The 26705-nt window shown below is 71.2% G+C and carries 25 protein-coding genes; 11 read left to right on the top strand and 14 right to left on the bottom strand.

Translation table 11 applies throughout. The features are described 5' to 3' along the window. Window positions 1–3: 3 nt before the first annotated feature. Both MQP27_RS33635 and MQP27_RS33640 read right to left on the bottom strand, forming a co-directional pair. Window positions 4–1533: a GMC family oxidoreductase gene (locus tag MQP27_RS33635; RefSeq protein WP_242771958.1), complete on the bottom strand. Its 1530-nt coding sequence runs from the start codon at window positions 1531–1533 to the stop codon at window positions 4–6. Between the two features lie 113 nt (window positions 1534–1646). Then, window positions 1647–3176 carry an aldehyde dehydrogenase family protein gene (locus tag MQP27_RS33640; protein WP_242771960.1) on the bottom strand — a complete coding sequence of 510 codons (1530 nt, stop codon included), beginning with the start codon at window positions 3174–3176 and terminating at the stop codon, window positions 1647–1649. Window positions 3177–3404: 228 nt separating this feature from the next. Here MQP27_RS33640 and MQP27_RS33645 point away from each other — a divergent pair, with 228 nt between their 5' ends. Further along, a complete protein-coding gene (locus tag MQP27_RS33645) occupies window positions 3405–4175 on the top strand; it encodes a hypothetical protein (protein ID WP_242771968.1) in 771 nt (256 codons plus the stop codon). A 22-nt stretch (window positions 4176–4197) separates the two neighbouring features. On the opposite strand, the gene MQP27_RS33650 is transcribed toward MQP27_RS33645, so the two are convergent. The 3 genes from MQP27_RS33650 to MQP27_RS33665 form a co-directional block, all read right to left on the bottom strand. Then, entirely contained in the window at window positions 4198–4848 is a 651-nt protein-coding gene (locus tag MQP27_RS33650) for a serine/threonine kinase C-terminal domain-containing protein (protein WP_242771982.1), read from the bottom strand. 1130 nt (window positions 4849–5978) lie between these two features. Beyond that, window positions 5979–6365 (bottom strand): hypothetical protein, encoded by a 387-nt coding sequence (locus MQP27_RS33660; RefSeq protein ID WP_242771985.1) that lies wholly within the window; start codon window positions 6363–6365, stop codon window positions 5979–5981. After that, window positions 6355–8136 carry an AbeC-like domain-containing protein gene (locus MQP27_RS33665; RefSeq protein WP_242771988.1) on the bottom strand — a complete coding sequence of 594 codons (1782 nt, stop codon included), beginning with the start codon at window positions 8134–8136 and terminating at the stop codon, window positions 6355–6357. The genes MQP27_RS33660 and MQP27_RS33665 overlap by 11 nt, the downstream gene beginning before the upstream one ends. A 173-nt stretch (window positions 8137–8309) precedes the next feature. On the opposite strand from MQP27_RS33665, the gene MQP27_RS33670 reads away from it, so the two are divergent. After that, a complete protein-coding gene (locus MQP27_RS33670) occupies window positions 8310–9221 on the top strand; it encodes a bifunctional helix-turn-helix transcriptional regulator/GNAT family N-acetyltransferase (RefSeq protein WP_242771991.1) in 912 nt (303 codons plus the stop codon). A 54-nt stretch (window positions 9222–9275) separates the two neighbouring features. On the opposite strand, the gene MQP27_RS33675 is transcribed toward MQP27_RS33670, so the two are convergent. Next, a complete protein-coding gene (locus MQP27_RS33675; protein ID WP_372511382.1) occupies window positions 9276–10244 on the bottom strand; it encodes a LysR family transcriptional regulator in 969 nt (322 codons plus the stop codon). A gap of 118 nt (window positions 10245–10362) precedes the next feature. On the opposite strand from MQP27_RS33675, the gene MQP27_RS33680 reads away from it, so the two are divergent. Continuing rightward, entirely contained in the window at window positions 10363–11766 is a 1404-nt protein-coding gene (locus MQP27_RS33680; RefSeq protein WP_242772001.1) for an MFS transporter, read from the top strand. A 60-nt stretch (window positions 11767–11826) separates the two neighbouring features. After that, window positions 11827–12522, top strand: coding sequence for a siderophore-interacting protein (locus MQP27_RS33685; protein ID WP_242772003.1), 696 nt, complete (start codon window positions 11827–11829; stop codon window positions 12520–12522). Between the two features lie 6 nt (window positions 12523–12528). Here the strand turns inward: MQP27_RS33685 and MQP27_RS33690 are convergent, their stop codons facing one another. The 6 genes from MQP27_RS33690 to MQP27_RS33715 all read right to left on the bottom strand — a co-directional run bounded on the left by MQP27_RS33690 (window position 12529) and on the right by MQP27_RS33715 (window position 18993). Beyond that, window positions 12529–13575, bottom strand: a complete 1047-nt coding sequence (locus MQP27_RS33690) for a serine/threonine kinase C-terminal domain-containing protein (protein WP_242772005.1) — start codon at window positions 13573–13575, stop codon at window positions 12529–12531. A 167-nt stretch (window positions 13576–13742) separates the two neighbouring features. Beyond that, a complete protein-coding gene (locus MQP27_RS33695) occupies window positions 13743–14732 on the bottom strand; it encodes a malate dehydrogenase (RefSeq protein ID WP_242772016.1) in 990 nt (329 codons plus the stop codon). Window positions 14733–15102: 370 nt separating this feature from the next. Further along, window positions 15103–16353: a helix-turn-helix domain-containing protein gene (locus tag MQP27_RS33700; protein ID WP_242772019.1), complete on the bottom strand. Its 1251-nt coding sequence runs from the start codon at window positions 16351–16353 to the stop codon at window positions 15103–15105. Between the two features lie 238 nt (window positions 16354–16591). Continuing rightward, the gene (locus MQP27_RS33705; RefSeq protein ID WP_242772022.1) at window positions 16592–17056 is read right to left on the bottom strand and encodes a helix-turn-helix domain-containing protein; all 465 of its coding nucleotides are present in this window, start codon (window positions 17054–17056) and stop codon (window positions 16592–16594) included. Window positions 17057–17276: 220 nt separating this feature from the next. Then, entirely contained in the window at window positions 17277–17750 is a 474-nt protein-coding gene (locus tag MQP27_RS33710) for a DUF3017 domain-containing protein (protein ID WP_372511393.1), read from the bottom strand. A gap of 388 nt (window positions 17751–18138) precedes the next feature. After that, on the bottom strand, window positions 18139–18993 hold the full coding sequence (locus tag MQP27_RS33715) for a bifunctional methylenetetrahydrofolate dehydrogenase/methenyltetrahydrofolate cyclohydrolase (RefSeq protein ID WP_242772025.1): 855 nt from the start codon (window positions 18991–18993) through the stop codon (window positions 18139–18141). Between the two features lie 245 nt (window positions 18994–19238). Here MQP27_RS33715 and MQP27_RS33720 point away from each other — a divergent pair, with 245 nt between their 5' ends. The 5 genes from MQP27_RS33720 (at window position 19239) to MQP27_RS33740 (ending at window position 23916) form a co-directional block, all read left to right on the top strand. Then, window positions 19239–19952 (top strand): RDD family protein, encoded by a 714-nt coding sequence (locus MQP27_RS33720; protein WP_242772028.1) that lies wholly within the window; start codon window positions 19239–19241, stop codon window positions 19950–19952. Between the two features lie 131 nt (window positions 19953–20083). Beyond that, window positions 20084–20845 carry an FHA domain-containing protein gene (locus MQP27_RS33725; RefSeq protein WP_242772031.1) on the top strand — a complete coding sequence of 254 codons (762 nt, stop codon included), beginning with the start codon at window positions 20084–20086 and terminating at the stop codon, window positions 20843–20845. Beyond that, window positions 20842–22374: a protein kinase domain-containing protein gene (locus MQP27_RS33730; protein WP_242772037.1), complete on the top strand. Its 1533-nt coding sequence runs from the start codon at window positions 20842–20844 to the stop codon at window positions 22372–22374. The genes MQP27_RS33725 and MQP27_RS33730 overlap by 4 nt, the downstream gene beginning before the upstream one ends. 133 nt (window positions 22375–22507) lie before the next feature. After that, window positions 22508–23407, top strand: a complete 900-nt coding sequence (locus MQP27_RS33735) for a hypothetical protein (protein WP_242772040.1) — start codon at window positions 22508–22510, stop codon at window positions 23405–23407. A 38-nt stretch (window positions 23408–23445) separates the two neighbouring features. After that, window positions 23446–23916: a hypothetical protein gene (locus tag MQP27_RS33740; RefSeq protein ID WP_242772043.1), complete on the top strand. Its 471-nt coding sequence runs from the start codon at window positions 23446–23448 to the stop codon at window positions 23914–23916. Window positions 23917–23980: 64 nt separating this feature from the next. Here MQP27_RS33740 and MQP27_RS33745 read toward each other — a convergent pair whose 3' ends face one another. Next, the gene (locus MQP27_RS33745) at window positions 23981–24403 is read right to left on the bottom strand and encodes an ATP-binding protein (protein WP_242772045.1); all 423 of its coding nucleotides are present in this window, start codon (window positions 24401–24403) and stop codon (window positions 23981–23983) included. A gap of 203 nt (window positions 24404–24606) precedes the next feature. Between MQP27_RS33745 and MQP27_RS33750 the strand changes: the two genes are divergently transcribed. Both MQP27_RS33750 and MQP27_RS33755 read left to right on the top strand, forming a co-directional pair. Next, complete coding sequence (locus MQP27_RS33750) at window positions 24607–25449, top strand: helix-turn-helix domain-containing protein (RefSeq protein WP_242772054.1); 843 nt, start codon at window positions 24607–24609, stop codon at window positions 25447–25449. An 8-nt stretch (window positions 25450–25457) separates the two neighbouring features. Beyond that, complete coding sequence (locus MQP27_RS33755; protein ID WP_242772056.1) at window positions 25458–25673, top strand: DUF397 domain-containing protein; 216 nt, start codon at window positions 25458–25460, stop codon at window positions 25671–25673. Window positions 25674–25687: 14 nt separating this feature from the next. Here the strand turns inward: MQP27_RS33755 and MQP27_RS33760 are convergent, their stop codons facing one another. Continuing rightward, entirely contained in the window at window positions 25688–26644 is a 957-nt protein-coding gene (locus MQP27_RS33760) for a DUF3710 domain-containing protein (protein ID WP_242772059.1), read from the bottom strand. Window positions 26645–26705 lie beyond the last annotated feature (61 nt).

Here is a 26705-nt window from a genome sequence, read left to right on the forward strand (position 1 = left end):
TCATCACGCATCACTTCCGATCAGGTCGACGGCCTTCTCACCGACCATGAGCACGCCGATCATCGGGTTCACTGCGGTCATGGTCGGGAACACGGAGGCGTCCGCGATCCGGATGCCGTCCAGTCCGCGGATCCGCAACTCCGGGTCCACGACGGCGAGTTCGTCGTCGGTTGCGCCCATACGGCAGGTGCCGGCCGGGTGGTACACGGTGTGGGCGACACTGCGCGCGTACACGCTCAGCTCCTCGTCGCCGGTGATGTGCCGGCCGGGGGCGACCTCCCGCTTGAGCCAGCCGGCCAGCGGCTCCTGCTTGGCTATCTCGCGGGCGATGCGGATGCCGTCGACCAGGGTCCGGCCGTCGTAGTCGTCCTCGTCGGTGAAGTAGCGGAAGTCGAGGGCGGGCTTCACGGCCGGGTCCGCGCTGGTCAGGTACAGGCGGCCGCGGCTCTTGGGCTTGGGGATGTTGGGGGTCATCGAGACGCCGTACGCGGGGCGTTCGTAGCCGATGCGCTCGGGGTTGTCGGTGAAGGGGACCTGGTAGAAGTGGAACATCAGGTCGGGGCCCGCGTGTTCGGGGTCGCGCCTGACGAACAGGCCCGCGTCGGAGTCCATCGCGGAGTTCTCCGGGATCGGCCCGTTCGTCTCCCAGACGATCACCGACTCCGGGTGGTCGAGCAGGTTCTCGCCGACGCCGGGCAGATCGTGGGCGACCGGGATGCCGAGCGCTTCGAGGTCCTCGCGCGGGCCGATGCCGGAGTGCAGGAGCAGCCGCGGCGAGTCGACAGCGCCGGCGCACAGCACGACCTCGCGCCGGGCCCGTACGAGGATCTCGGCGCCGTCCTTCGTTCGGACGTGCACGCCCTCGGCGCGGGTGCCGTCCAGCTCCAGCCGGTGGGCCCAAGTCTCCAGCAGGATCGTCAGGTTGGCCCGCTCGTCCATGACCGGGTGCAGATACGCCACCGAGGCGCTCGACCGCTTGTTGTCCTCGGGGTGGTAGGCGAGGTCGAAGAAGCCGACGCCCTCGTCGAACGGCTTCTTGTTGAAGCCCTCGACGCGGGGGACGTCCAGCGCCTTGTGCGCCGCGTCGACGAAGTCGCGGGCGATGGCGTTCCGGTCCTTCTCGTCGACCGGGACGATGTTGTTCTTCAGCCGCGCGTAGTACGCCTCCATCGGCACCGCGCCCCAGCCCTTGGCGCCGGCCGCCTCCCACTCGTCCCAGTCGGAGGGCAGCGGCTTGAAGGCGATGAGGGTGTTGTGGGAGGAGCAGCCGCCCAGCACCCGGGCGCGGCTGTGCCGGATGTGGGAGTTGCCGCGGGGCTGGCGGGTGGTCGGGTAGTCGTAGTCCAGCTCGCCGCCGAGCAGGCCCATCCAGCGGCGCAGGGTCAGGACGTCCTCGCGGCCGACGTCGCTGGGGCCGCCCTCGATGACGGCGACGGTGACGTCGGGGTTCTCGGTGAGGCGGGAGGCGATGACCGAGCCGGCCGTGCCGCCGCCGATGACGACGTAGTCGTAGACATGGGGGTTCTCGGGCATGTGGGGCTTGCTCCAAAGTGCTTGAACTGCTTGAGACCGCTTGAAAATTATCGAAACCGCTCGAAACAGCTTGAGATATCTCGAAACCGTTTGAGGTGTACGGGTGTTGGGGCTCAGCCCGCGAACCAGCGGACCGGCCTCGGCGTCAGGTTCTGGTAGATGTGCTTCGTCTCGCGGTACTCGGCGAGGCCCGCGGGCCCGAGTTCGCGGCCCACTCCGCTCTTGCCGAAGCCGCCCCACTCCGCCTGGGGGAGGTAGGGGTGGAAGTCGTTGATCCAGACGGTGCCGTGCCGCAGCCGGGCGGCCACTCGCCGGGCGCGGCCGGGGTCGGTGGTCCAGACGGCGCCCGCGAGCCCGTACTCGGTGTCGTTGGCGAGCGCGACCGCCTCGTCCTCGGTACGGAAGGTCTCGACCGTCAGCACGGGCCCGAAGACCTCTTCGCGTACGACCCTCATCTCGCGGTGGCACTGGTCGAGGACCGTCGGCTCGTAGAAGTAGCCGCCGGCGGGCCGGATCTCGGAGGGCTCCGGGCGCCTGCCGCCGGAGCGCAGCACCGCGCCCTCGGCGAGCGCGGAGTCGACGTACGCCTCGACCTTGGCGCGCTGCTGCTCGGAGACCAGCGGGCCGCACTCGACGCCGTCGGCGGTGCCGCGGCCGAGGCGGATCTTCGCGGCGCGGCGGGCGAGCTCGGCGACGAAGCGCTCGCGGACCGGCTCCTCGACGATGAGGCGGGCGCCCGCGGAGCAGACCTGGCCGCTGTGGATGAAGGCGGCGTTGAGGGCCTGGTCGACGGCGGTGTCGAAGCCCTCCTCGGTGGCGCAGGCGTCGGCGAAGACGACGTTGGGGTTCTTGCCGCCGAGTTCGAGGGCGACCTTCTTGACGGTCGGCGCGGCGGCCTGGGCGACCTTGGTGCCGCTGACCAGGCCGCCGGTGAAGGAGACGAGGTCGACGTCGGGGTGCTCGGCGAGCCTCGCGCCGACCGAGTGCCCGGGGCCGGTGACGACACCGGCGACGCCTGCCGGCAGCCCGGCCTCGGCGAGCAGGTCGATCAGGGCGACGGTGGTGAGCGGGGTGATCTCGCTGGGCTTGACGACGAAGGTGTTGCCGGCCGCGAGCGCGGGGGCGATCTTCCAACTGGCCTGGAGGAGGGGGTAGTTCCAGGGAGTGATGAGCGCGCACACGCCCACCGGTTCGTGTACGACGACGCTGTGGACGTCGCTCGACCCCGCGTCGACGACCCGTCCCGGGGCCTCCCCGGCGACCAGGTCGGCGAAGTAGCGGAAGGCGTCGGCGACGCAGTCGATGTCGACGCGGCCCTCTGCGAGGGTCTTGCCGGCGTCCCGGCTCTCCAGCGCGCCGAGCCGTTCGCGATCGCGCACCAGCAGGTCGGCGACCCGGCGCAGCAGGGCGGCGCGTCCGGCGGCCGGGGTGCGCGGCCAGTCGCCGTGGTCGAAGGCCCGGCGGGCCGCGGCGACCGCCAGGTCCGTGTCCTTCTCGTCACCCTCCGCGACCAGAGCGAAGCCCAGGCCGTCCGCGGGGTCGATGATCTCGCGCGTGGCTCCGGAGACGGCATCCCGCCACTCCCCGGCCACGTGGATGGTCGCCTGCGCGTCCAGCCCCTGGGTTTCCGCTCTCTCCGACATGATCCGTACTTGCCTTCCGTTCCTGGTCCGTGCCTCTGAGTGACACGGATGTCACTCACGAGGACCGTGAGCGCCTGCCCCTCGGCCCGCGTTGCATGCGCAATCCATGTCCGGAAGTGGGCCGTGTCACTGAACATGCGGGCAAATAGGGCGAACCGTACGCTGAGTGGGGTGATGCGGAGTAATGCGGGGGTGATGCGGGGTGATGCGCACCACGGAGGTGACGCCATGGCAGGCATCGCGACCAACCGGAGGGCGCTCGTCTGCGCGGCGGCGGGCGCGGCCCTGCTGCTGTCGCCCGGCCCGGCCGCGGCGGACGACGGCGGGGACCTCTCCGCTCGGCAACTGGCCCAGCAGGCGAAGAAGAACCTCCTCGACGCGAAGTCGGTCCACCTGAAGCTGACGGACCGCAGCGCGGGGACGTCCGCGAGCAGGACCCAGCCGACCTCGATGGATCTGGCCCTCGACCAGGACGGCAACTGCGTGGGCACGCTGCGGATGGCCGGGAAGGGCGGCAGCGTCGAGCTGGTCAAGCGCGGCGAGGAGGTGTGGATGAAGCCCGACAGCGCCTTCTGGAAGTCACAGGTCCCCGGCGGCCAGGGCAACGCGGTGGCGGAACTCTTCAAGAACCGCTACATCCACGGCTCCACCAAGGACGCGATGCTGAAGGGGCTGGCCGACACCTGCGACCTCGGGGCCTTCCAGAAGGAGGTCGACAGCGGGTCGTCGAGCGAGGGCAAGTCACTGAAGAAGGGCGCCGAGACCGAGGTCGAGGGCACGAAGGTAATCCCGCTGACGGGCAGCGAGGGCGGCAAGAGGGCGGTCCTGTACGTCACTTCGGACGCGCCGCACCGGCTGGTCGAGGCGACGCAGCGGGGTGGCGGGACCAACACGACGCTGACGTTCACGGATTACGACAAGCCGGTGCCGTCGAAGACGCCCTCGCCGGGCGAGACGGTGGACATCGGCAAGCTGCAGCAGGAGCTCCAGAACACGTGAGGGGTGGTGTGCCCGCGCTGCTTCAGTCGGTGCCGGCGTCCGCGTCGCAGGTCGTGTACGGCGGGCAGAACCAGTCCAACGCCGTGGTGAGGTTGGTGAGTTCGCTGCCGCTGCCGTCGGCGTCGGGGCCGTAGGCGGCGATGGCGTAGATGTTGCCGTCGGCGGCGACGAAGCGTTCGTCGTAGACGTGCCAAGTGCCGATGTCCGGCTCGCCGTTGAGGGAGTCGGCCACGTACTCCAGCCGGGAGCCGGTGAACTCGCCGTCGTCCAGGGTCTGCAGGTCGAGCTTCCTGAAGCCCGGGGGCTTGGGGACCTGGTCGGAGAGATACAGCTTGAAGGAGGCGGCGGGAGAGGCCTCGGCGACCTGGTAGACCTGCAGTCGGTGCTCTCGGTCGGGGCTGCGGTAGTTGACGACGGCGATCCCGTGCTGCGAGGCCACGCTGCTGCGCGACCACCCTTCGGGCACGGCGATCCGGAACCCCTCGGTGTCGTCGCTCAGTTCGTACCCGGCAGGGGGTGCGGAGGCGGAGGGCGACGGAACGGCGGTGTCCTCAAGGGTCGGCGAGGTCGAGGGCGAGACGCCGGTCGAGGAAGCGCTGACGGAAGGACTGGCCGCGACGACTCGCTTGCCGTCATCGCCGCCGCCGTCCTTCCCCACGACGAAGGTCAACACGAGACTGACGGCGACACCGACGACAGCGGCCCCGACAACGACGGACCAGACGAGCCGCCGATGGAGCCCGGCAGAGGGGACGGGAGCGGTGGGCTGGCCGACGGGGGGCCAGGAGGCGCCGGTGGTCCATTCGGGGGTGGGCCAGGTGTTGGGGGCGGCGGAGGTGCCGGGGGTGGGGGTTGACCAGCCGGCCGGAGTGTCCGGGGGTGGGGTGGACCAACCGTCTGGGACGGCGGGAGACGGGGACGCGGGAGCGGCAGACCCAGCGGACGCGACCGGGGGTGTGGAGGTGGCCGGGGGCCAAGTCCCGGCGCCCGGGCCGACCGACTCGGTGGGAGGCCACGTTGCGCCGCTGCCACCGGCAGGACCCGCCGAGGGCACGGCGCCGCCGGCCGCCGCCGCATCCGACGGCGAGGTGCCGCCCGAACCGGCGTCCACCACGGTGCCGCCGGCCCCGGGCCCGTGCCAGGAGCTCTCGGCGCCGCCACCGGGCCAGCCGCCTGGGCTCGGCGAGGTCGCCGGAGCTGAGAGGGGCCTGGAGGAGTCCTGAGCGCCGGGACGCGACTCCTGGGCGCCCGCGGCCGAGTCACCGGCGGACGCCACCGGCCGCGCCGGACCATCGGCACCCGGCTCCACCGCGGCGTCGGTACCGCCAGCCGCCTCCTCGGCCGCCGCCCCGGAGCCCGAGCCGTCGGCAGCCCCTGCACCCGCAGCCGCGCTCCCGACACCCGAACCGCTCCCCGCAGCCGACGCCCCGGACCCCGAGCTGTCGGTCACCGCGTGCGAAGCCGAAGTCGGCGCTGAACGCGGATCGGAAGCCGAACCCGAAGCCGAAGGTGAACCCGGATCTGAAGCTGAACTCGGATCTGAACCCGAAGCCGAACCCGGTCCCGAGGCCCCCGTGCCGGAGGCATCACCATCCCCCGCAGCCCCCGCCACCCCCGGCTCAAACCCCGGCAGGGCAGGCGGCGGCAGGGTCGGTTCCGGTAGCGGGACGCTTCCCGTGCCGTCGCCGTCCTCCCACCGCTGGGTGTCCTCGTTCCAGTACCGCGGTCCCCCACTCATCTACCGCCAGCCCCCACTCGTCCCACCCCTCCCGCATCCCCGACAGGCCAACCGAACCGGGCCACTCACAGCCGCAGCCCCACCAGACCCGCCACCGTCCCCGCCGACGCCAGGACCGTCAGCAACGCCTGGGAGTCGGTGAGGAGTTCGCGGAGGCGTTCGCGGCGGGTCGGGGTGGCCTGGCCCGTGGTCGTGAGTTCCGTCTCCGTCTCCGCCAGCGCCTCGTCCAGAGCCACCGTCTGCTCACTGCTGCGAACCTTCTCCCGAAGGTCGGCCCGGAGATCGCGCACGGCCTTCAGCAACTCAGCCGCGGAATCGTCGAGTTGCCCGGCCCCGCCATGGTGCACGTGATGGCTCTCGGCACGCGCATGGCTGCCCACGGCGAACGTGTTGTTCCCCGAGATGTTCCCGAAGTTGACACTCGGCTCACGCCCCGCCGACTCACTGCCCATCACTCGCCGCTCCCTTCGACGGCCCCGCGCCGCCCGAGACATTGGTGGAGGCGGCGGACGCATGGCTGCCCACCGCGAAGGTCGACCCCTCGATCCGGCCGATGTTCACGTCCCCGTTGCTGATGTTCACGACCTTCTGCACGAACTCCCCGGTCTCGTAACCGGATTCGGCGAGCGCGATCCGCACACCGTTCGCCACCCGGTCCTGCACGCTCTTCAGATACCGCCGTACGTCCATCTCCTGGAACGTCGACCCGACCGCCACCGAGCCCAACTCGCGCACGGACAAGGCCGGCCCGTCCGGCAGCGCCCCCGCGTATCCCCCGGTCAGCAGCCGCCATACGTACACGGCACCCCGCCCGAGCTGGGCCAGCGCCCGCCCCGCCGACCCCGGCACCAGCGTGGCCGCCCCGGCCGCCTTGCCGAGCGCGTTGTTGTTCCGGAACCGGTGCGCCGTACGGTCCGCGTCCTTGAAGTCCGAACGCACCGGCGTCAGCACATGCGGCGCGATCTCCAGCATCAGCATCCGCCCCTGCGTGTGGATCCGCACGAAGACCGTGACGACCAGCTCCTCCTCCCAGCCCCCGACCCGGATGCGCAGGAAGTGCCGCCGCTTCTCGGCACCTTCCTCGACCGCCCGCGCCCGGTGCTCCTCGAAGGCCTGCTGGTTGTACGGCGCCTGCTCGCGGCTGAGCAGCCCCTCGGCCGGCAGGAACACGCACTCGTCGATCTCCAGCCACCGCAGCCGGTCACGCACGCCCTGCCCCGCGAACTCGGCCGGGATGCGCAGCTGTTCGAGCAGCGGCCGGACCCGCTCCAGGATGGCCCGGTTGCTGAGCGGCTGCTGCTTCTTCAGCTCGTCCGGGCGCAGTTCGACGGCGAGCACCCACGTGTCGTACGCCGCTCCGGCCCCGCAGAACGGCCGTGCCTCGTGGTACATGATCAGCGGCGCGTGCTGCTCGGCCCGGATGCGCTGCTTGAGCCGCTGGAAACGGTGGTTGTCGGCCTGCTCGGCGGGGTCACCTGCAGCGTCCGGGAAGCGCTGCGCGGAGAGCTCGGCGGCCAGCGCCCGGCTGAACTGGTTGCGCTGCGCGTGCACGCACCAACCGATCAGCGCGAACACGGCGAGCGTGATCCAGGCCTGCCAGGGGTGGACGGCACCGGCGATGTCGCTGGGCCCCGGCACCAGGTCGCTGACGCTGTCCGGGCCGGAGGAGTACGGGTCGTAGGGGTCGTACGAGGAGTCGTACGACGAACTGCTGTACCCGGAACCGCTGTCCGAACCGCCCCCGAAGGCGGCCATGACGGTGACGACGAACAGGAAGGTGAAGAAGGCGCGGCCGCTCCAGCGGAACAGGAACGCGAAGATCCGCCGGTACAGCGGCGGTTGCTCCGCTCGCCCCCTGATCCAGGGCGCGAGCGCGAGATAGAAGCTCGGCCCGAGGAAGAGCAGCAACAGGCCCCCGCTCAGGGGTACGCCGACCACCCACAGGCCGATGATCGCGCCGGCCCACATCAGCTCCTGGCGGCGGGCGCGCAGGGCGTGGGCGAGGACGCGGGCCGCGTCGAAGCCGAGCGAGGGCGCGACGATCCGCTGCTCGTTGAGGTGGAGCTCCTCGATGACGCGGTCGCGGTAACCGGAGTCCAGATAGGTGCCCGCGCACAGCAGCCGGGTGGCCTCACTGGCGTGCGGCGGTGCGGGCGGCGCGGCGGGCGGGGCCCCGGAGGGCGTCGACGGCTGTGGTTGCTGTGGCACGAATGCGGTGCTCACGCCAATCCCCCGATGCGTGGAAAGTTCCTTGTCATACGTTCAGTTGACAAACCATCAGCATAGAGCGACGAGTGGGGGCGGCGATACCGGAATGCCCGGAGGTGAGGGTGTGGAAGCTATGCGCCCCGTCTCCACTGGACCTCCCAGAATCCTTTGACTAAAGTCAAAGAACTATGGAGACCGAATCCGTACCGGCGGCACAGGTCGCGGCCCTGCGCCGTTTCAACCGCTACTTCACGCGCCGTATCGGGGCCCTCGACGACCACTACCTCGGCCAGAACCGCCCGCTCGGCGAGGCCCGCCTGCTGTTCGAGATCGCCGAGAGCCCGGGCGGGGTGTCCCTGCGCGACCTCCGGGGCCGCCTGGGCCTGGACGCCGGCTACCTCAGCCGCATGGCCAAGGCCCTGGAGAGCCAGGGCCTGGTCCGCCTCAGCGCGCACCCCGAAGACAACCGCCTCCGCATGATCGAAACGACCCCGACCGGGCTCACCGAGGTCAAGGAACAGAACCGCCGCGCCAACGCCCTCGCCGCGGGCCTCCTGGACACCCTCACCCCCGCCCAGCGCGACCAGCTCATCGAGGCGATGACGACATCCCAGCGCCTTCTCCGCCTGGCCGCGATCACCGTCGAACGAGTCGACGCCGCCACCCCGGACGCCCGCGCCTGCCTGGACGCCTACGCGGCCGACATCGACGCCCGCTTCCCCGAGGGCTTCGACAAGTCCGACCTGGTGAGCCCGGAGGAGGTCTCGGGCGAGGCAGGCGCGTTCTACGTGGCGTACGAGGAGGCCCGCCCGATCGCGTGCGGGGCGCTGCGCCGCCTGGAGCAGGGCGTGGGCGAGATCCGCCACGTATGGGTCCACGAGCAGGCCCGCCGCCTGGGCCTGGCCCGCCGCATCCTGGAAGCACTGGAGCAAGAGGCCCTAACCCGAGGCCTCACGGTCGTACGCCTGGACACCCACGCCACCCTGACAGAGGCCCAGGCGATGTACCGGGCATGCGGCTACACAGAGATCCCCCCGTACGTGAATCACGTATATGCCGATCACTGGTTCGAGAAACAGCTGAACAACGCGCCCCGATAGGGGCGCGGGGAACTGCGCGACCAGCCACAACAAACCGGCAGACTGCGACGAACCCTAACCCCCACCCCCTGCCCAGTCGGCCAAAACTTCCCGCACCGCCCCCCGCAACCACGCATGCGCCGGATCCGCATCGTGCCGCGGATGCCAGGCCAGCCCCAGCCGCAGCGGCGGAAGCGGAAGCGGCACCTCGAAGGTGACCAGACCCAGGTGGGCCACCAACGGCAGCGTCCACGAGCTGACCAGCCCGACCAGATCGGTGTCCCGTACCACGAAGAGCGACGCGGGGAACGTGCCGACGGACCCCACCACCCGCCGCGTCAGGCCGAGTTCGGCCAGAGCCGTGTCGACGGGCCCGTGCAGCTTGCCCCGTCGAGACACGATCAAGTGATCGGCCTCCGTGGCGAACCGCTCCGGCGTCAACTCGCCCTCCAGCAGCGGATGCCCGGACCGCACGATGCCCATCATCCGGTCCACGTACAGCGACTCCACGTGCACCTCGGGCGCCACCGTGTCCACGACCCCCACCTCCAGGTCGGCGGTCCCCTCGCGCAGGAACGGCGCGTCCACGTGGCTCTCGGACAGGAACCGGACACGGATGCCGGGCGCCTCGGCGGCGGCGCGCGCGAAGAGCGCGGGGCCGCACACGGCGGCGATCGCGTCGTGGCCGAGAATCGTCAGGGTGCGCCGCACGGTGCGCAGGTCCGCGTCCCGCCCCGGCGCGAACAACGCCCGCGCCCTTTCCACCACCGCACTCACCTCGGCCCGCACGGCCAGCGCATGCGGCGTTGGCACCATCTGCCGCCCGGCCCGCACCAGCACCGGATCGCCCAGCGCCTTGCGGATCCGCCCGAGCGTGCGGCTCATCGCCGGCTCGGACAGGTGCAGCCGCCGCGCCGCCCCGCCCACGCTCTGCTCCTCCAGCAGCACGTCCAAGGCGACCAGCAGATTCAGATCCATCCCCACCGGACCACCCACCGGACCACCCGCCGAACTGCCCGGATTCCCGGATTGCGTCACACGCATCGTCCCCTTGCAAAGCTTGCACTGGAGTCAAGGACCGACCCGAGCCTACGGTGACAGGGCATCCCACACCAGCCACCGAACTCCCACCGAGCTCCCATCGACTTCCCCCGGAGGAGCCATGCCCTCGCACGCCCTGAAACGGTCGACCCTGCTCGCGTTGTGCGCCTGCGTCCTCGTCGCGCAGTCCATGGTCGCCGCCATCAACCTCCTCATCCCCCAGCTGAGTTCGTCCTCTCTCCACCCCTCGCACACCGAGATCCTGTGGACCGTCGACGCGTACGTCATCGTCTTCGCGTCCCTCCTGATCCCGGCCGGCGCACTCGGCGACCGCCACGGCCGCAAGGGCGCCCTCCTCACCGGCCTCGCCCTCTTCGCCGCGGGCGCCGCCACCAGCGCCCTCGCCACCGGCCCCGCCCTCCTCATCGCCGGCCGGGGCGTCTCCGGCGCGGGCGCGGCCCTGATCACCCCGGCCACCATGTCGATCCTCATCCGCCTCGCCGGTCCCGAGCGCCGCGCCCAGGCCATGGCCTCCTGGACGCTCGCGATCGGCCTGGGCGGCATGTTCGGCAACCTCGGCGGCGGTCTCGTCGGCCAATTCCTCACCTGGCGCGCCCTGTTCGCCGCGATGGTCCCACTGGCCGCGCTGCTCGCCCTCGCCGTGGCGCTCACCACCCCGCGCACGGAACGCGCCCCGGCCAACCACCCCGACCCCCTCGGCACCCTCCTGCTCACCGCGGCCCTGGTCGCCGTCCTCTTCGCGGTCATCGAAGGCCCCACCTACGGCTGGACCTCCGCCCGCATCCTGTCCGCCCTCGCCGCGGGCGCCCTCCTCGCCGCCGCCTTCACCCGCCACGCCCTCCGCTCCCGCACCCCCCTCTTCGACCCGCGCGTCTTCAAGTCCCCCCGCCTGCGCGCCGCTTCCCTCGGCATGGCCACCGGCTTCTTCGGCCTGTTCGCCCTCTTCTTCGTCAACTCCCAGTACCTGCAGGACGTGAAGGGTTACGACCCCGCCGTCACCGGCGTCGCGATCGTGCCGCTGATCGTCGGCATGGCGCTCGTCCCGAAGCTGGCGGCACGCTGGGCCGCGCACCCGCGCCCGGTGATCGGCGCCGGGCTCGCCCTGATCGGCCTGGGCCTGCTCGGCGCGTCCACCGCGAACGCGGGCACGCCCTACCCGGCGTACGCCTGCTGGCTGTTGGTGATCTCGGTCGGCACCGGCCTGTCCATGCCCGCGCTCACGATGGGCGTGGTCACCTCGCTCCCCGCCCACCAGGCGGGCCTCGGCTCCGGTCTCGGCACCTCGGCCCGCGAGGTCGGCGCGGCGCTCGGCGTCGCGGTCGCCGGCACGGTCCTCGCCTCCCACCCGGACCTCGCCCACGGGATGGGCCCGGCCCTGCGCACGGTGGCCCTGCTGGTCCTGGCGGCGACGGCGGTGGTCGTGGCGGGCTACCGCGACAACGCGGAGTCGCGCACTATCGCGTCGAGCCAGAAACGCGTACTATCGCGTTCGGGCCGTTCGTGAAAATCCCTCGGCGAATCCCAACTGCCCCCACTCGTCCCCGAGTTCCCCTGGAGCATCCCCATGCCTCCGACTCTCCTGGACCCGGTCCTGGATCTGCTGATGCTGCGCGGCACGGTCACCGAGGCCGAGCCGATCGCCGCCCGGATGCGCCGGCTGCGCATCGAGGACGACTCGCTGGCCGGCCTGACCGTCCGCCCTGGACAGCAGGTGCGGGTGCTGGTCGCGGGCAGCCTGACCCGTCGTACGTACTCGATCTGGCGCTACGACCCCTCCGGCGCGGTCGAGTTGTGCGTGCTGGACCACAACGGGGCGGGTCCGGGCGCCCGTTGGGGCCGTGAGGTCGAGGTGGGCGAGCGGGTCCGGCTGGGCAGGCCGGAGGGGTCGTTCACGCTCCGGCCCGAGGCCGCACACCATGTCTTCGTCGGCGAGGAGACCGCCTCGGTGGCCTTCGGGCCGATGCTCGCGGCGCTGCCGCCGGGGGCGCGGATCTCGGGCTGCGTGGAGACGGAGTCGGCCGCCGACCGTCTGCCCCTCGCCCACGCCGACCGCCTCAACTGGCTGACCAGGGGCGCCACTTCACTCCCCGAGGCGATACGGCTGCTGCCCCCGGCGCCGGACGGCGGGATCGCCTACGTCGCGGGCGAGGCGCGCACCGTACAGCAGGTGAAGCAGGTGCTCGTCCGGGAGGCGGGGTGGGACCGGCGGTCGGTGCTCACCAAGCCGTTCTGGACACCCGGCAAGCGCGGCCTCGAATAGCGGAGGCTAGGTGCACTGCGCGCCCGACGGGCAGAAGTACCGCACCGCCATCCGCAGCGGATCCCGCACCTGCTCGGGGTCCAGGTCCGCCGAGCCGCTGGAGCGGATCGCGTACAGGGTGCCGTCGGCGGCCTCGAAGCGGTGGTCGATGACCTGGCGGGTGCCCTTGTCCGAGTCGTCGTAGAGGTAGGAAAGCTCGGCCCAGGTGTCGCCGTGGTCGCGTTCGACGACCTGGTAGCCGGGCTGCTTCGCGAAGCCGAAGCCCGGGTCGGTCTCGGCGAGGGTCAGGGACTCGTACGGCGTGGACTCCGTGACCTCGAAGATCTGCAGCTGGCGGCCGTCGTCGGGCGAGTCGTAGAAGACGACCGGCGCGAGCTTGCCCTGTTTCTCGCGGCGGGTCCAGCCGTCGGGGACGTCGATCGCGTAGCCGACGGGGTCCTGGGCGGTCTCGTAGCCGGGCGCCGCGGAGTGGGCGACGAGCGTCGAGCCGGTGGCGGTCGTGGTCGCGGACGCGGTGGCGGACGGGGTCGTCGGCGGCGGCGAGGTGGGCGGCGACGAGGACCGCACGCTCGCGCCGGCCGTGGGACCCGCCTGGCCCCCGGTGCCGTGATCACGGGTGAGATACCAGGCACCGGCGCCCGTACCCCCGCCGATCACGGCGACGAGCACGATCACGGCGAGCAGCCGCCCGGCACCGCGACGGGGTGCGGGGGGCGGTGGAGTGGGGCTCAGGGTGTACGGCGGTGCGGCAGGCGAGGTGTACGGCGGCGGGTACGCGGGGCCGGGCGGAGGCGCCTGGCCTGCGGTCGGCGGAGGCGTGGGACGCGGGCCGGGCGGGGGTGTTCCCCAGGGCGGGGGCGGGGTGCCGCCCGTGCGGGTCTCGGCCGATGCCCAGGGCGGCGGGGTCGTACCGCCCGTCTGGGTTTCCGCCGAGGCCCACGGCGGGGCCGCGCCCGTCTCGCCGTCGGACCAGGCGGCCCGGCCTCTCTCCTCGCTCGGCTCCCGCTCCGGGCCGGAACCCGAAGCCGCGTCGTACTTGTCCCGTGCACTCATCACGAACCCCCCGAATCACCCCACCGGGTACTGCTTCAGAAGGTAGCGGCCGAAACGGGAACAGGCCCCGTTCCGGCCGAAAACCGGAACAGGGCCCGTGCACTCTCGTGACAGAGCCGTCGAGAACTCGCGGACGGAAATCGTCGGGAACTCCCGTGCGGGAGCCGTCAGATGAGGCCGAGGCCGCGGACCGCCTCGCGCTCCTCCTCCAGCTCCTTCACCGACGCGTCGATGCGGGCGCGGGAGAACTCGTTGATGTCCAGGCCCTGGACGATCTCGTACTGCCCGTCCTTGGTGGTGACCGGGAAGGAGGAGATCAGGCCCTCCGGGACGCCGTAGGAGCCGTCCGACGGGATGCCCATGGAAGTCCAGTCGCCGTCCGCGGTGCCGTTGACCCAGGTGTACACGTGGTCGATGGCGGCGTTGGCGGCGGAGGCGGCCGAGGACGCGCCACGGGCCTCGATGATCGCGGCGCCGCGCTTGGCGACGGTCGGGATGAAGTCCTCGGCCAGCCACTTCTCGTCGTTCACGGTCTCGGCGGCGTTCTTGCCGGCGACCGTGGCGTGGAAGATGTCCGGGTACTGGGTGGCGGAGTGGTTGCCCCAGATCGTCAGGCGCTTGATGTCGGCGACCGTGGTGCCCGTCTTCTTCGCGAGCTGGGTCAGCGCGCGGTTGTGGTCGAGGCGGGTCATCGCGGTGAAGCGCTCGGCCGGTACGTCCGGCGCGGCGGCCTGCGCGATCAGCGCGTTGGTGTTGGCCGGGTTGCCGACGACGAGGACCTTGATGTCGTCCGCGGCGTTGTCGTTGATGGCCTTGCCCTGCGGCTTGAAGATGCCGCCGTTGGCCTCCAGCAGGTCGCCGCGCTCCATGCCCTTGGTGCGGGGGCGGGCGCCGACGAGGAGGGCGACGTTGGTGCCGTCGAAGGCGACGTTCGGGTCGTCCGTGATGTCGATGCCCTGGAGGAGGGGGAAGGCGCAGTCGTCGAGCTCCATCGCCGTGCCCTCGGCGGCCTTGAGCGCGGGCGTGATCTCCAGGAGACGCAGCTTGACCGGCACGTCCGCGCCGAGCAGCTGGCCGGAGGCGATGCGGAAGAGGAGGGCGTAACCGATCTGGCCGGCCGCGCCGGTGACGGTGACGTTCACGGGAGTGCGGGTCATGGCGTTCTCCGTAGACAGCTGGCGGTGGGCGTCCTTGCCCTGGGGTGCGGACGGACGTACAAATGATCGATCTCTTGGCATCGAGAGATCCACCGCTCAGGCTATCGCGCATCCGGAATCCCGGACGTCCGGGTCCGTGTGGCCCACCCCACAGAGTGGACCACCGCACCGGGGCCGCGAAAAAACGCAGGCGGAAACAGGCGGAAAAATGCGGGCGGAAAAATGTGGGGCGGCGTGAATAGCCGCCCCCATCCCGGGCACGCGAACCGTACCCCCACGGGAGTCCGGCACGTTCGGTCCCCCTCACCGGCGGCCGCCTCCGTCTCTCCTCTCCCGGACGACGGGCGGCCGCCCCCCTCTCTTCCGGCTGCTACGGGGTGCAGCCCTTCGTCCCGGACGCCAGCGTCGCGCACGCCGTCGCCTCGCCCGCGTCCTTCACGGCGACCATCGGCGTGTACGCGATGGTGTCCCCGGCCTGCGTGATGCTGTCGGTCTCCTTGGCCTTGCCCGCGGTGACCTGGACGGCGTCGCCCTGCGCGGCCGCGGTGATCCGGCCCCACGCGGCACCGCACGTCCTGCTGTAGCGGACCTCGACCGTGGCCGTGCCGACGACCGCGGTCTTGGCGGTCGTCACCGCCGCCGCGTCCTTGGTGCAGCCCATGGCCTCCGCGTCCTTGCCGGTGCAGGAGGCGCCGCTGCACTTCACGCCGGCCGGCAGTTCGGCCGTGCTGACGGACGGCGAGGGCGAGGCCTTGCCGCCCTCGTTCTTCTTGCCGCCGCCGTTGTCGGTCAGGAAGAACACGGCCGCCATGACGACCAGTACGCCGACGACGCCCGCGAGGAACATCGTCAGCCGCCGCCGGCCGCCGCCGGAGGAGGACCCGCCGCCGGGCCGCGGCCCCTGCGGAGGTTCGCCGTACGGGCTCGGCGTGCCCGGCGTCCAGCCGGGACCGCCCGGCGCGGGCGCCGCGGGCTGGGCCGCGCCCGGCGGGGTGGTGCCGACCACGGGCGCGCGCCCGGCGGTCTGCGACGGTCCCTTGTATCCGGCCAGCCGCCAGGAGTTGGCGGCGGACGAGCCCTCCGAGGAGGCGGAACCCGCGGCCCCGCGCTCGGCCGGGCGGGATTCCGGTACCGCGTCGGCCGGCTCCCGGTGGTCCGGCGACGCCGGCTGCGGCGGCACCGTGGGTGCCACGCCCGCCGGTCCCGCGACCCCCGGCGTCGCCGTCGCGCTGCCGGACCTACGGGCCGTCTTGCCGCCCTTCGCGTTGGCCGGGGGCGCCCCGAACTCCCCGAGCGCGGCGCGCGCCTGGGAGATCCGGATGGCCTCCATGGTCATGTCGTGGCGCATCTCCGACTTGCTCCAGGCCCGCTCGGCGAGCTCCCACATGGTCGTCAGATGCACCGGGTTGGTACCCGTCACCTCGGCCAGCGCCACGATCGCGCCCTTCGGCGCGAGCAGCCGGCCGTTCAGATAGCGCTCCCAGGACGTCTTGCTGTATCCCGTCCGGTCGGCCACCGACGCGATGCTCAGGCCACTGCGGTCCACGAGCCGCCGCAGCTGGCTCGCGAACTCCCTGACCTGCGGATCGAGTTCGTCCGGCAAGGCCCTCCAACGAGGCATTGCTTCCCCCTCTTCCCCCCGGTTCGGTGCTGGTCTTCCTCGCCTCTTCCCCCTCGTGCAAGGATCTCAGCTCCTTGGGCAGGGGCGCACGGGTGCATCCCCTGTCGGACTCGTCACGCTAGCCCCCGCTTCGAACAACTCAGTATCAGATCCGCAAACTTGCCAATACATCGACACCGCAGCCACACACGGACAACCCCACCCGTCACGGTCGCATTCATCTCACCTCACCAGCAACTCACCCAAGCGCGACAGCCCCGACGACGGCGATCAACAGCATGAGGAGCAGCAGGAGTACGGCGTAGATCAGCAGCCGTCCGCCCGGTCCGCGCCCGTCGCCCACCTCCTCCGGGGTGTCCCACCAGGGCAGTGTCGGGTCGTCCTCGTAGTCGCCGGACGCGCCCTCCTCGCCGGCGGGTTTCGGTGGGCGGGGCCAGGCCTGGACGGCGAGTTCCCAGCGCACGGCGAAGCGTTCGGTGTCCGTGCCGTCGAGGCCGGCGATCCGGCACAGGGCGGCGACGGCCTGCCGGGGCGGCGGCTGGGTGCCGTTGAGGTAGCGGTGCCAGGAGGATTTGCTGTACGCGGTCCTGGCGCCGAGTGCGACGAGGCTGAGCCCCGTGCGGTCCTTCAGGAGCCGCAGCTGCTCCACGAAGTTCCGCGCCTCCGGCGGCAGATCGTCCGGCAGCGGCTGCCAGCCGCCCATCACACACCTCCAGCATCGCTCGGTCTGAGCAGGTGACGACGCCGGCCCGCCGATGGTTCCCGCGTTGCGGAACGGTCACCTCCGTGCCACAGCGCGCTGACAGCCGTTGAACAGGCGGTTCGCCGTGCAGGAGGGTGGTTGTGGCGACGGCCCGTCCTTGCTCGGGGGAGAGGACGGGCCGTCGTCGTGAAAGGTTCCGCAATCCGTCAGCCGTGATCCATCAGCCACTGCTGACGGTGAAGTGCAGGGTGTCCTTGAGGAACGGGATCTGCAGCCACGGGTTGGGCTGGACCATCATCGCCATCAGGACGATCGCGGCGCCGAGGAGGCCGTACGTGGCGATGTCGGTGAAGCGGGAGCGCACGGCGAGCATGCCGACGTCCGGCAGGACCCACCGCATCACCCCGCCGACCAGCAGGGCGACGCCGACCAGCAGGCAGCCGACGCGGAAGAAGTCGAGCGCGGTCAGCAGCAGCCCGATGGCGACCAGTCCCAGCACAGCGAGGATCGGCCACTGCCGCGCGGGCGCCGGAGCGTCACCGGGCGCGGCCCGGCCGCCCCCCTCGGGCCGCGCGGTGTCCCGCGTGAACAACGGAAACCGCCGGGTGACACGCCGAGGCTGCCCACTGGCATCGGGCGCACTGATGGCATCCCGCACGGTCACTTCGGCCTCCACCTCGACATCGGCCTCCACCGCCGACGCCGCCTCGCCCCTGTCACCGACGTCACCAGCGACATCCCGCGCCGGCTCCCGCACCGGCCTCTCGGAGCCGCCACGCGAGCCGGCCTCGGAGCCAGGCGCGGGCCCCGCGGACACCGAGCCTGGGGTGGCCCCCGCCGACTCCGAGCCCGAGCCGGCCTCGGAGTCGCCCCCGGTCGAGGCCTCCGCCTCACCGCGCGCAGCGCCCTCGCCCCTCTCCCGCTCCCGGCGCGCGGGGTCCTTGGCGCCACTCCCGGCCTTTTCCGGGTCCCGGCGCGCCGCGCCCGTGGTGCTCGTCCCGCTGATCGCCTCGCGCATCGCCGTCTCCGCCTGCCGCTCGGGGTCCTGCGGCTCGGCCGGACGGCGGGCGGCGTCCCGTGGGTCAGGCGACACTGCGCTCCGCCGCCTCGACCACGTTGACGAGCAGCTGGGCGCGGGTCATCGGACCGACGCCGCCGGGGTTCGGGGAGATCCAGCCGGCCACCTCGGCGACCCCGGGGTGGACGTCGCCCACGATCTTGCCCTCGGCGCTGCGCGAGACACCGACGTCGAGGACGGCCGCACCCGGCTTCACGTCCTCGGGCCGGATCAGATGGGCGGAACCGGCCGCGGCGACGATGATGTCCGCGCGCTTGAGGTGGGCCGACAGGTCCCGCGTGCCCGTGTGGCACTGGGTCACCGTCGCGTTCTCGCTGCGGCGGGTCAGCAGGAGGGGCATCGGGCGCCCGATGGTCACGCCACGGCCGACGACCACCACCTCCGCGCCCTTGATCTCGACGCCGTACCGGCGCAGCAGCGTGAGCACGCCGTTCGGGGTGCACGGCAGCGGCGCGGGCTCGTTCAGGACCAGCCGCCCGAGGTTCATCGGGTGAAGCCCGTCCGCGTCCTTGTCCGGATCCATCAACTCCAGGATCCGGTTCTCGTCGATGCCCTTCGGCAGCGGCAGCTGGACGATGTAACCGGTGCACGCCGGGTCCTCGTTCAGCTCCCGTACGACCGCCTCGATCTCCTCCTGCGTGGCGGTGTCCGGCAGTTCGCGCTGGATGGAGGCGATGCCGACCTCCGCGCAGTCGCGGTGCTTGCCGGCGACGTACTTCTGGCTGCCGGGGTCGTCCCCGACGAGGATCGTGCCGAGGCCGGGCGTGACGCCCTTCTCCTTCAGCGCCGCCACGCGGGCGGTCAGATCGGACTTGATCGCGGCTGCGGTGGCCTTGCCATCGAGAATCTGGGCGGTCATGGCCCCATCCTCGCGGATGACCCGCCCCCGGTTCCAATCCGGGTGCCACCCCCGCGCACGTCCATGATCAGCGAGGTTGCACTTGCACAACACATGCGAAATCCGTCTGGACAAGCCACTCAGGGGTGAAGAACGATGAACGGCGCAGTACCGCGGTTCGTGTTCGGGGGGCAAAACCGCTCACATCGTGTGATTCCTCCGCGCAATCCGCATCGTCCCCGCAGCGCAACGGAGGAAGACCGGCCATGAGTTACGGCCCCAACAACCCGTACGGCCAGCAGCCGCAGAACCCCCAGCAGGGTTACGGCTACCCGCAGCAGCCCGGCGGCCAGCCCGGTCAGCCCGGCTACGGCTACCCGCAGGCCCCCCAGGGCGTCCCGCCCCAGCAGGGCTACGGCTACCCCCAGCAGCCCGGCTACCCGCAGCAGGGTTACGGCTACCCGCAGGGCGGCGGCTACCCCGGCGGCCCGGTGCCCAACCTCGCCTCGATGGGCCGCAGGTTCGGCGCCCGCGTGATCGACGGCGTGATCTTCGGCGTCGTGTACTTCGTCCTCGTCTTCGCGGGTGCCGCCGGTGCCGCCAACTCCTTCCAGGACTGCGACCCGGCCGCCACCGACTACGACACCTGCATGAACAACGCCGGCTCGGACTTCATGGGCAAGTTCCTGGTCGTCATCGGCATCCTGTCGCTCTTCGGTCTGCTCTACGAGTGGCTGATGACCGGCCTGCTCGGCGCGACCCTGGGCAAGATGGCCGTCGGCATCCGCGTGGTGAAGGCCGACACCGGCCAGAAGCCGGGCCTGGGCTCGGCGTTCATCCGCTGGATCATCCCGATGGTCGGCAGCCTCCTGTGCGGCATCGGCCAGCTCCTGGTCTACCTCTCCCCCTTCTGGGACAAGTCCGGCCGCCAGCAGGGCTGGCACGACAAGGCCGCGAGCACGATGGTCATCCAGAACTGACGGCCGGATCCGACTGAACAGTTCGCGCCAATAAACGCCGAGGGCCGTGTCTCACCCTTCCGAGGGGGACACGGCCCTGGCGCGTCCCCCTAGTCTGACGTGGGTAGCTGTCAGGCACGGGGAGACGCACCTTGTACAGCATCATCGTGGTACCTCCGCCGACCCCGGAGGACGAACGAGACCGCACGCAGCTCCAGCTCGCGCCGGGTGAGCACCTCACGTTCGGACGCGCCGCACCCGACGTCGACCTGGCGATCGCGCACGAGGGCGTGTCCCGAAGGGCCGGTGAGATCACCGCGCAGGGCACCTACTGGACCCTCAGCAACCTCAGCCGGGAGCAGACATACGTCGTCGAGAACCCGGAGGGCGCCGGCGAGCACATCAAGGTCGGCCCGGGCCGCCTCGACGCCCCTGTCCCCTTCGAGTTCTCGCGGATCGTGCTGCCCGCGGCCGGCGACCTGCTCCCCATCGAGGTGTGGGCCCCGCGCCACGACTATCTGAGCGCCACGGGCGGCGGCGACAACGCTGTCGGCGACACCACCGCCCCCGCGTTCTCCGTCGACCGCACCAAGCGCTACTTCGCGGTCCTCGCCGCCCTGTGCGAGCCCCGGCTGCGCGGCGAACCGCACGCCCCGCTGCCCACGGTCGACCAGGTCGTCGACCGGCTGCGCCCGAACTGGCCCGCCGCGTCCCGCACTTCGGTGCAGTGGAACATCGACTACCTGGCGGTGAAGCTGCGCCTCAAGCCCGCCCCGGAGGAGGCCGACCAGGGCCCGCGCCTGAACGGCAAGAAGGAATCCCTGGTCTCCCTGGCGCTCCGCTTCGACCTGGTACGCGAGGATGACCTGATCGTCCTGTCCGCCGCCGCCCCGTCCGGCCGGGTGGCCCGATGACCGAGCCGTACGCCGTCCTGGTCCCCCGGGGCTACCGGGTCGGCGACTGGGAAGTGCGCGAGCCGATCGCGACGGGCGCCTTCGGCAGCGTCTACGAGGGCCGGCGGGCCGAGGGCGACCCGCGCACCGCCGCCCTGAAGTTCCTGCCCACCGGCACGGCCACCCCGCGTCAACTCGCCCACCTGCGCGAACTCATCGACCGCGAGGTCGAGTTGCACCGCCGGCTGAAGCAGCCGCGGCTGATCCGGATGTACGGCACCCTCGTCGTCGACGACCCGGCCCGCCCGGACCTCGACGGCGCCACCGTCCTCGTACTGGAGAGAGCGGAACGCTCCCTGTCCGCCCTGCTGTCCGCGTCACCCCGCCCCGCCGCCGGACCAGCTCTCCTCGCGCAGATCTGCGAGGGCCTGGCCCAGCTGCACCACGCGGGCTGGGTGCACGGGGATCTGAAACCGGCCAACGTGCTGCTGATGAAGGACGGTTCGGCACGGCTCGCGGACTTCAACATGGCGGCCGAGCTGGAGGGCACGCACGCGTACACGCCCGCCTTCTCCACGCCCGACTACACACCGCCCGAGCTCCTCTGGTCGGAGATCGGCGAGCGTGGCCGCCGTATCCGCCCGTCGTCGGACATATGGGCCTTCGGAGTCCTCGCACACCTCGTCCTGACCGGCTCCTTCCCCCTCCCCGGCGGCACCCCGACGGCCCGCCGCGACGCGGCCGTCGCCTACGCCCACGGCACCGAGGAACTCCGCCTCTCCCCCCAACTCCCGGACGCCTGGCGGGAGATCGTCCGCTCCTGCCTGTCCCGTACGCACGCCGATCGCGTCGGCACGGACACGCTGCTCAGACGGGTCGAGGCGGCAGCCGGTACGGCCCGCTCGCCCCGGCTGCCCCGCACCCTGCTCCGGCGCCCCCGCTCCCGCCGCGCGGCGGCCCTGTCCGCGGCGGCCGCGACCGTCGCCGTGGCGGCGCTCGGCTACGGCATCAGCGACTGGGCGGACGCGGGCGCCGGAAGCAGCTCCGCCCCGACCTACGGCGCCTCCGAACTCCGTACCGACAAAGGCATCCCGGTGCAGTACCGCCGCCTGATCGTCGACTCGGCGCACGAGTGCCCCCGGCCGAACGTCACCCCGGCCCTCATCGCGGCGATGCTGAAGGCGGAGAGCAACTTCGACCCGAACCTCTCGGACCCGTCCGTACCCGGCGGCGGGGAGTACGGCATCGCCCGCTGGACCCCGGCCGTACTGCGCTGGTGGATCCGCGCCGACGGCACCCCGGCCTCGGCGACCCCCACCCCTCCTCTCACCCCCGCCCAGTCCATCCCGGCGATGGGCCGCTACCTGTGCTTCATCGACCGCGGCCTGAAGACCTCCCTGAAGGGCGACCGCCGCCTCCTGATCGCCGCCGGCTACCGGACGTCGTACAAGAAGGTGAACGCCGCGGGCGGTGTTCCCCCGCAGAACCGCGCCTACACCGCCCGCGTCGCCCACTACCTCAAGGAGTACGCGCCTTCCGGGAAGAAGTGACCCTGAGAGTTCTCAGGTGTCCCGCGCTGTCGGCGTGCCCCATGGTGTGAGTGTCGCTCCGGACGGGGTGGCAGGGGGAAACGGGGGACGCGTGATGAAGCGTGCGTTCGCTTCGCTGTGTACGGTCGCGGCGTTGACGGGGGTCGTCGCGACCGGATGCGGTCACGGCTCGGACGCCGACGGCACGGGGTCGGCCACCACGGCGGCCCGCGGGGCCGGGGCACGGCCGCTGACCTGGCAGCAGGAGCTCCGGATCGGCGACGCCCAGCAGCGCCTGACCAGGCGGTGCATGAACAGACACGGGTTCGCGTACTGGGAGGACCGCACGCTGACCCTGCGCGAGAGCATGACGGTGCGGTACGTGCAGGACGACGTGGCGTGGGCCCGGCAGTACGGCTACGGCGGCCGGATCGAGGCGGAGCAGGACCGGGTACGGCTGCACAACCCCATCGCGGCGTACCGCGCGGGCCTGCCGACCGCGCGCCGGGCCGCCTTCGACAAGGCGCTCGACGGCGGCACCGACTTCCAGGTGCTCTCGGCCCGGCTGCCCGGCGGCGACCGTGAGGTCCGCATGCGGCTCGGTGGCTGTACCGAGGAGGCCGTCAAGGCCCTGTACGGCGACCCCGCCGAGTGGTTCCGCGCCTCGAAGACGGCCACCGGCCTGCCCGCCCTGTACGAGAACGACCTGATGCGCGACCCACGGTTGACCGCCGTCGTGGGCGCCTGGTCGCGGTGCATGAAGAGGGCCGGGCTGTCCTATCCCGACCCGCAGGCGGCCCGGGACGCGGTGCGGGAGAACACCGCGCGGCTGGGCGCGGCCGGCGCGGACAAGGCGTTCGCGGCCGAGCGCAGGACCGCGGTCGCCGACGCCACGTGCGCCCGCGCGACCTCTTTGAAGACCGTGGCCGCGGACCGGGAGACGCACTACGTCGACCGACTGCGCGGCCGGTACGGCGAGGCGCTGGACACCTACCGGCGTCTTGAGCGGCAGGCGTACGACCGGGCGGTACGGATCGTGCCGCAACGCGCCTGACGCAGACCCGCATCACACACAAAACGAGGGGATCCATCATGCGCAAGCTCGCCATCACGGCGGCCGTCATCGGCCTGACCGCGCTGGGGCTCGGCGTGCCCGCCACGGCCGCCCAGGCGGCCGACACCGGCGCCCAGGTCACCGGCTGCAACAACAAGTGGCCGGGCCGCAACGGCAACGTCTACGCCTGGGACGGCCAGGACTGCCAGGGCACGCTCCTGGGCGTCACGGCCGGCAACGACAGCGACTGGAACGCGGCCGGCGGCGGCTTCGCCGGTGCCTGGGACAAGGCCTCGTCGGTCATGAACGCCGGTTACACCGGCGGCAACGACGTCGTCCAGTTCTGGTACCTGACCGGCTACAGCGGCGGCTACACCTGCCTGTCCCCGAACGAGTACTTCGCGGACAACCTCACCGACAACACCTTCAGCAACGGCTTCACCGTGGACAACAACATCCGCTCCCACAAGTGGGTGACGTCCGGCGCCTGCTCGGTGTGGCTCACCTGATCCACACCGGCACGTTCGTCCCTGCGGCCTCCGGCTCCCTCTGAGGGTCGGAGGCCGCGGCCTTTTACGCTGCCGGGGAGGAAGTCAGCTCACACCACACGTACTTGCCGCGACGACCGCCCCTGGCCAGCGGCTGCCACCCCCACAGGCTGGAGCAAGCCCGCACGAGCGCGAGCCCGCGCCCCTCCTCCGCCTGCACGATGCGCTCCAACTCACCTGGTGGCTCAGGCGGTTCGGGATCGGCGTCCCACGCCCCGATCCGCAGCACACCCATCGACCAGGACACTCGCAGCGCGGCGGGCCCTTTCGCGTGGCGTACGGCATTGGCGACCAGCTCCGTCGCGAGCAGTTCGGCGGTGTCCACGAGGCCGATCAGACCGTGCAGGGTCAGGATCAGACGGAGGGTGCGGCGACATACGGTGACGGCACGGAGGTCGTTGGGGATGTACAGCCAGTACTCCCAGGGTTCCGACTCGTTTTCGGGCATGGGTGAACTCCGCTCGGGTGGTGGGGGGTTGCGGTTGCGGTGTCATTGCCGCGTCGTCGCCGTGGCAGGGCGGAGCGGTGCACTTCCGCAGGGTGTGCGTTGCGTCACCGACGGTAGGTCTTACCGTTTAAGTTTTGCAAGCCGATCACGTACTCTGCCCCCTGAACGAGTCGTGCCTACAGGCATGTTGGGAGGGGCATTCCATGGCCTTGAGGAGCGAGCCAACAGCACGTCAGCTGCGCCTGGCGGTCGAGCTTCGGAAGCTCCGTGAAGCGGCCGGCCTCACCACCCGCGAGGCAGCGGCGCTGCTCGGAGTGAGCTCTGCCCAGATCAGCCAGATCGAGTCCGGCGTCGCAGGAGTGAGCGCGAAGCGGTTGCGCCTCCTCGCGTCCAACTACTCATGCACAGACAACGAGTTCGTTGACGCACTGATCACCTGGGCGACCGACAGAACGCGCGGCTGGTGGCAGGAGTACCGGGGCCTGCTGCCCATGCCGTTCCTCGACCTCGCCGAACTGGAGCACCACGCCACGTTCCTGCGCGAGCTCCAGTTTCTGTTCGTCCCCGGCCCGCTGCAGACCGAGGACTACGCCCGCGCGGTCTTCTCCTACCGGATCCCCGAGCTGCCCGAGGAAGAGCTCGAATTGCGTGTCCGTCACCGGATGCAGCGCAAGGTGATCCTTGAGAGCACGCCCTACGAGGCGGTCATCCACGAGGCAGCACTGCACATCAACGTCAGCAACCGCGCCGCCTCACGAGCCCAGCTCTCCCGCCTCGCCGAACTCTCCGAAGCGGATCACATCACCGTACGGATCATCCCCTTCGCGCTGGAGGGCTTCGCCGGTGCCGCCAGCGCCATGGTGCACGCGGGCGGTACCGTACCCAAACTGGACACCGTCGTACGCGATGCGCCCCACGGCACAGCGCTTATCGACTCCGAAGCCCAACTCGGCGCCTTTCGAACGCTCTTCCGTAAGGTAGAAGCTGCGTCGCTCGAACCCGACGGGTCGCGCGACCTCATCCACCGGCTGACAAAAGAGCTGTGAGGCACCCCATGGACACCCCCGGCAACTGGCGGAAGTCGTCCTACTCAGGCCCGGGCGACGGCAACTCCTGCGTGGAAATAGCCGACCGCCGATCCCACATATCCATCCGCGACTCGAAGGACCCAGCCGCCGGCACCCTCACCTTCCCGACCGGCACCTTCACCACGTTCATCGAAGTCCTCAAGTCCCAGCCGCCGGTCTGTAGTCACGGCCGAACTCAGTGACGTGCTGCCGCGTCTCATTCCTCCACCGGCCAGCGCACCTCTAGGTACGTGATCTCCTCGGTGTCCGTTCCTCCCTCCGCTGCCGACAGATCCACCACGGTCTGAGTGAAGAGGTGACGGGCGCGCGGATCCACCAGATCCGTCAGTGCCGTCGGCCCGCCGTAGCCACCACGTAGCAGCCATCCCGGCCCGTCGCACCCGAAGATCCGCGTCGGCTGAAGGACTCGCTGCCCGTCCCTGACCACAGGGATCCGCGCACGGACCTCGGGTCCGAGGCTGCTCTCGGCGTTCTCCGCCGTACCACCCTGATCCAGGATCCCCTGGACGATCTTCGGGCGGACCTTCTCCCATATCGGCCCCTGAGGGACTCTGAACGCTTGGAGACTGAGGGCGTGATCACCGAGGGAGACGACCACCCCGACGGCACGTCCATCAACCTTGAATGGATGGATGCGCGCACCCTCCAACCGCGGCACCCTCAGCACGCCGTAGTCGAGCCGCTCCACGCCAGAGGGCACCGGCGTCTCGGTCGAGTCCCAGGGACCGAACTCGCCGTTCCTCACCTGAGGACGGGTCATCTCGCCGGAATCAATCACGTCAACCCAGAGGTCTTCCGCCTCGGACAACAGAACGTCGAGGGTGTCCGCCGCCGCCCCGGGGCGCCGGACGTACTCCGAGAGCCGGGCCACCGCCTGCTCCCAGCCCACGGCAGCATCCGCGGTGCCCAGTTCGATCGCGCTGAAGTCTCCCGAGATCAGCCGCAGCACCACCGAGTCGCCTGACTCCGCGATCCGCTCAGCGAACGCCGGGTCTTGAACCGTGACAAGGCCAAAAGCCATGACGATGAGCACCCCCGGAGTCAATTGGTCCCAGACACCCAACTCCGCCGAAGCGAGGCTCTCCGCGGAGAGGCATCCGTCCCGGCCGTACTGCTTGACGATTTCCTCAGCACCCGCCCTGGCCCGGTTCATCAACCACCCTCCGCCGCCCGCACCACAAGCACCACAGTTCATCGGTGACCGTAAACAGTCA

The organism is Streptomyces cylindrosporus (genome assembly GCF_022698165.1).
Classification (GTDB): Bacteria; Actinomycetota; Actinomycetes; order Streptomycetales; family Streptomycetaceae; genus Streptomyces; species Streptomyces cylindrosporus.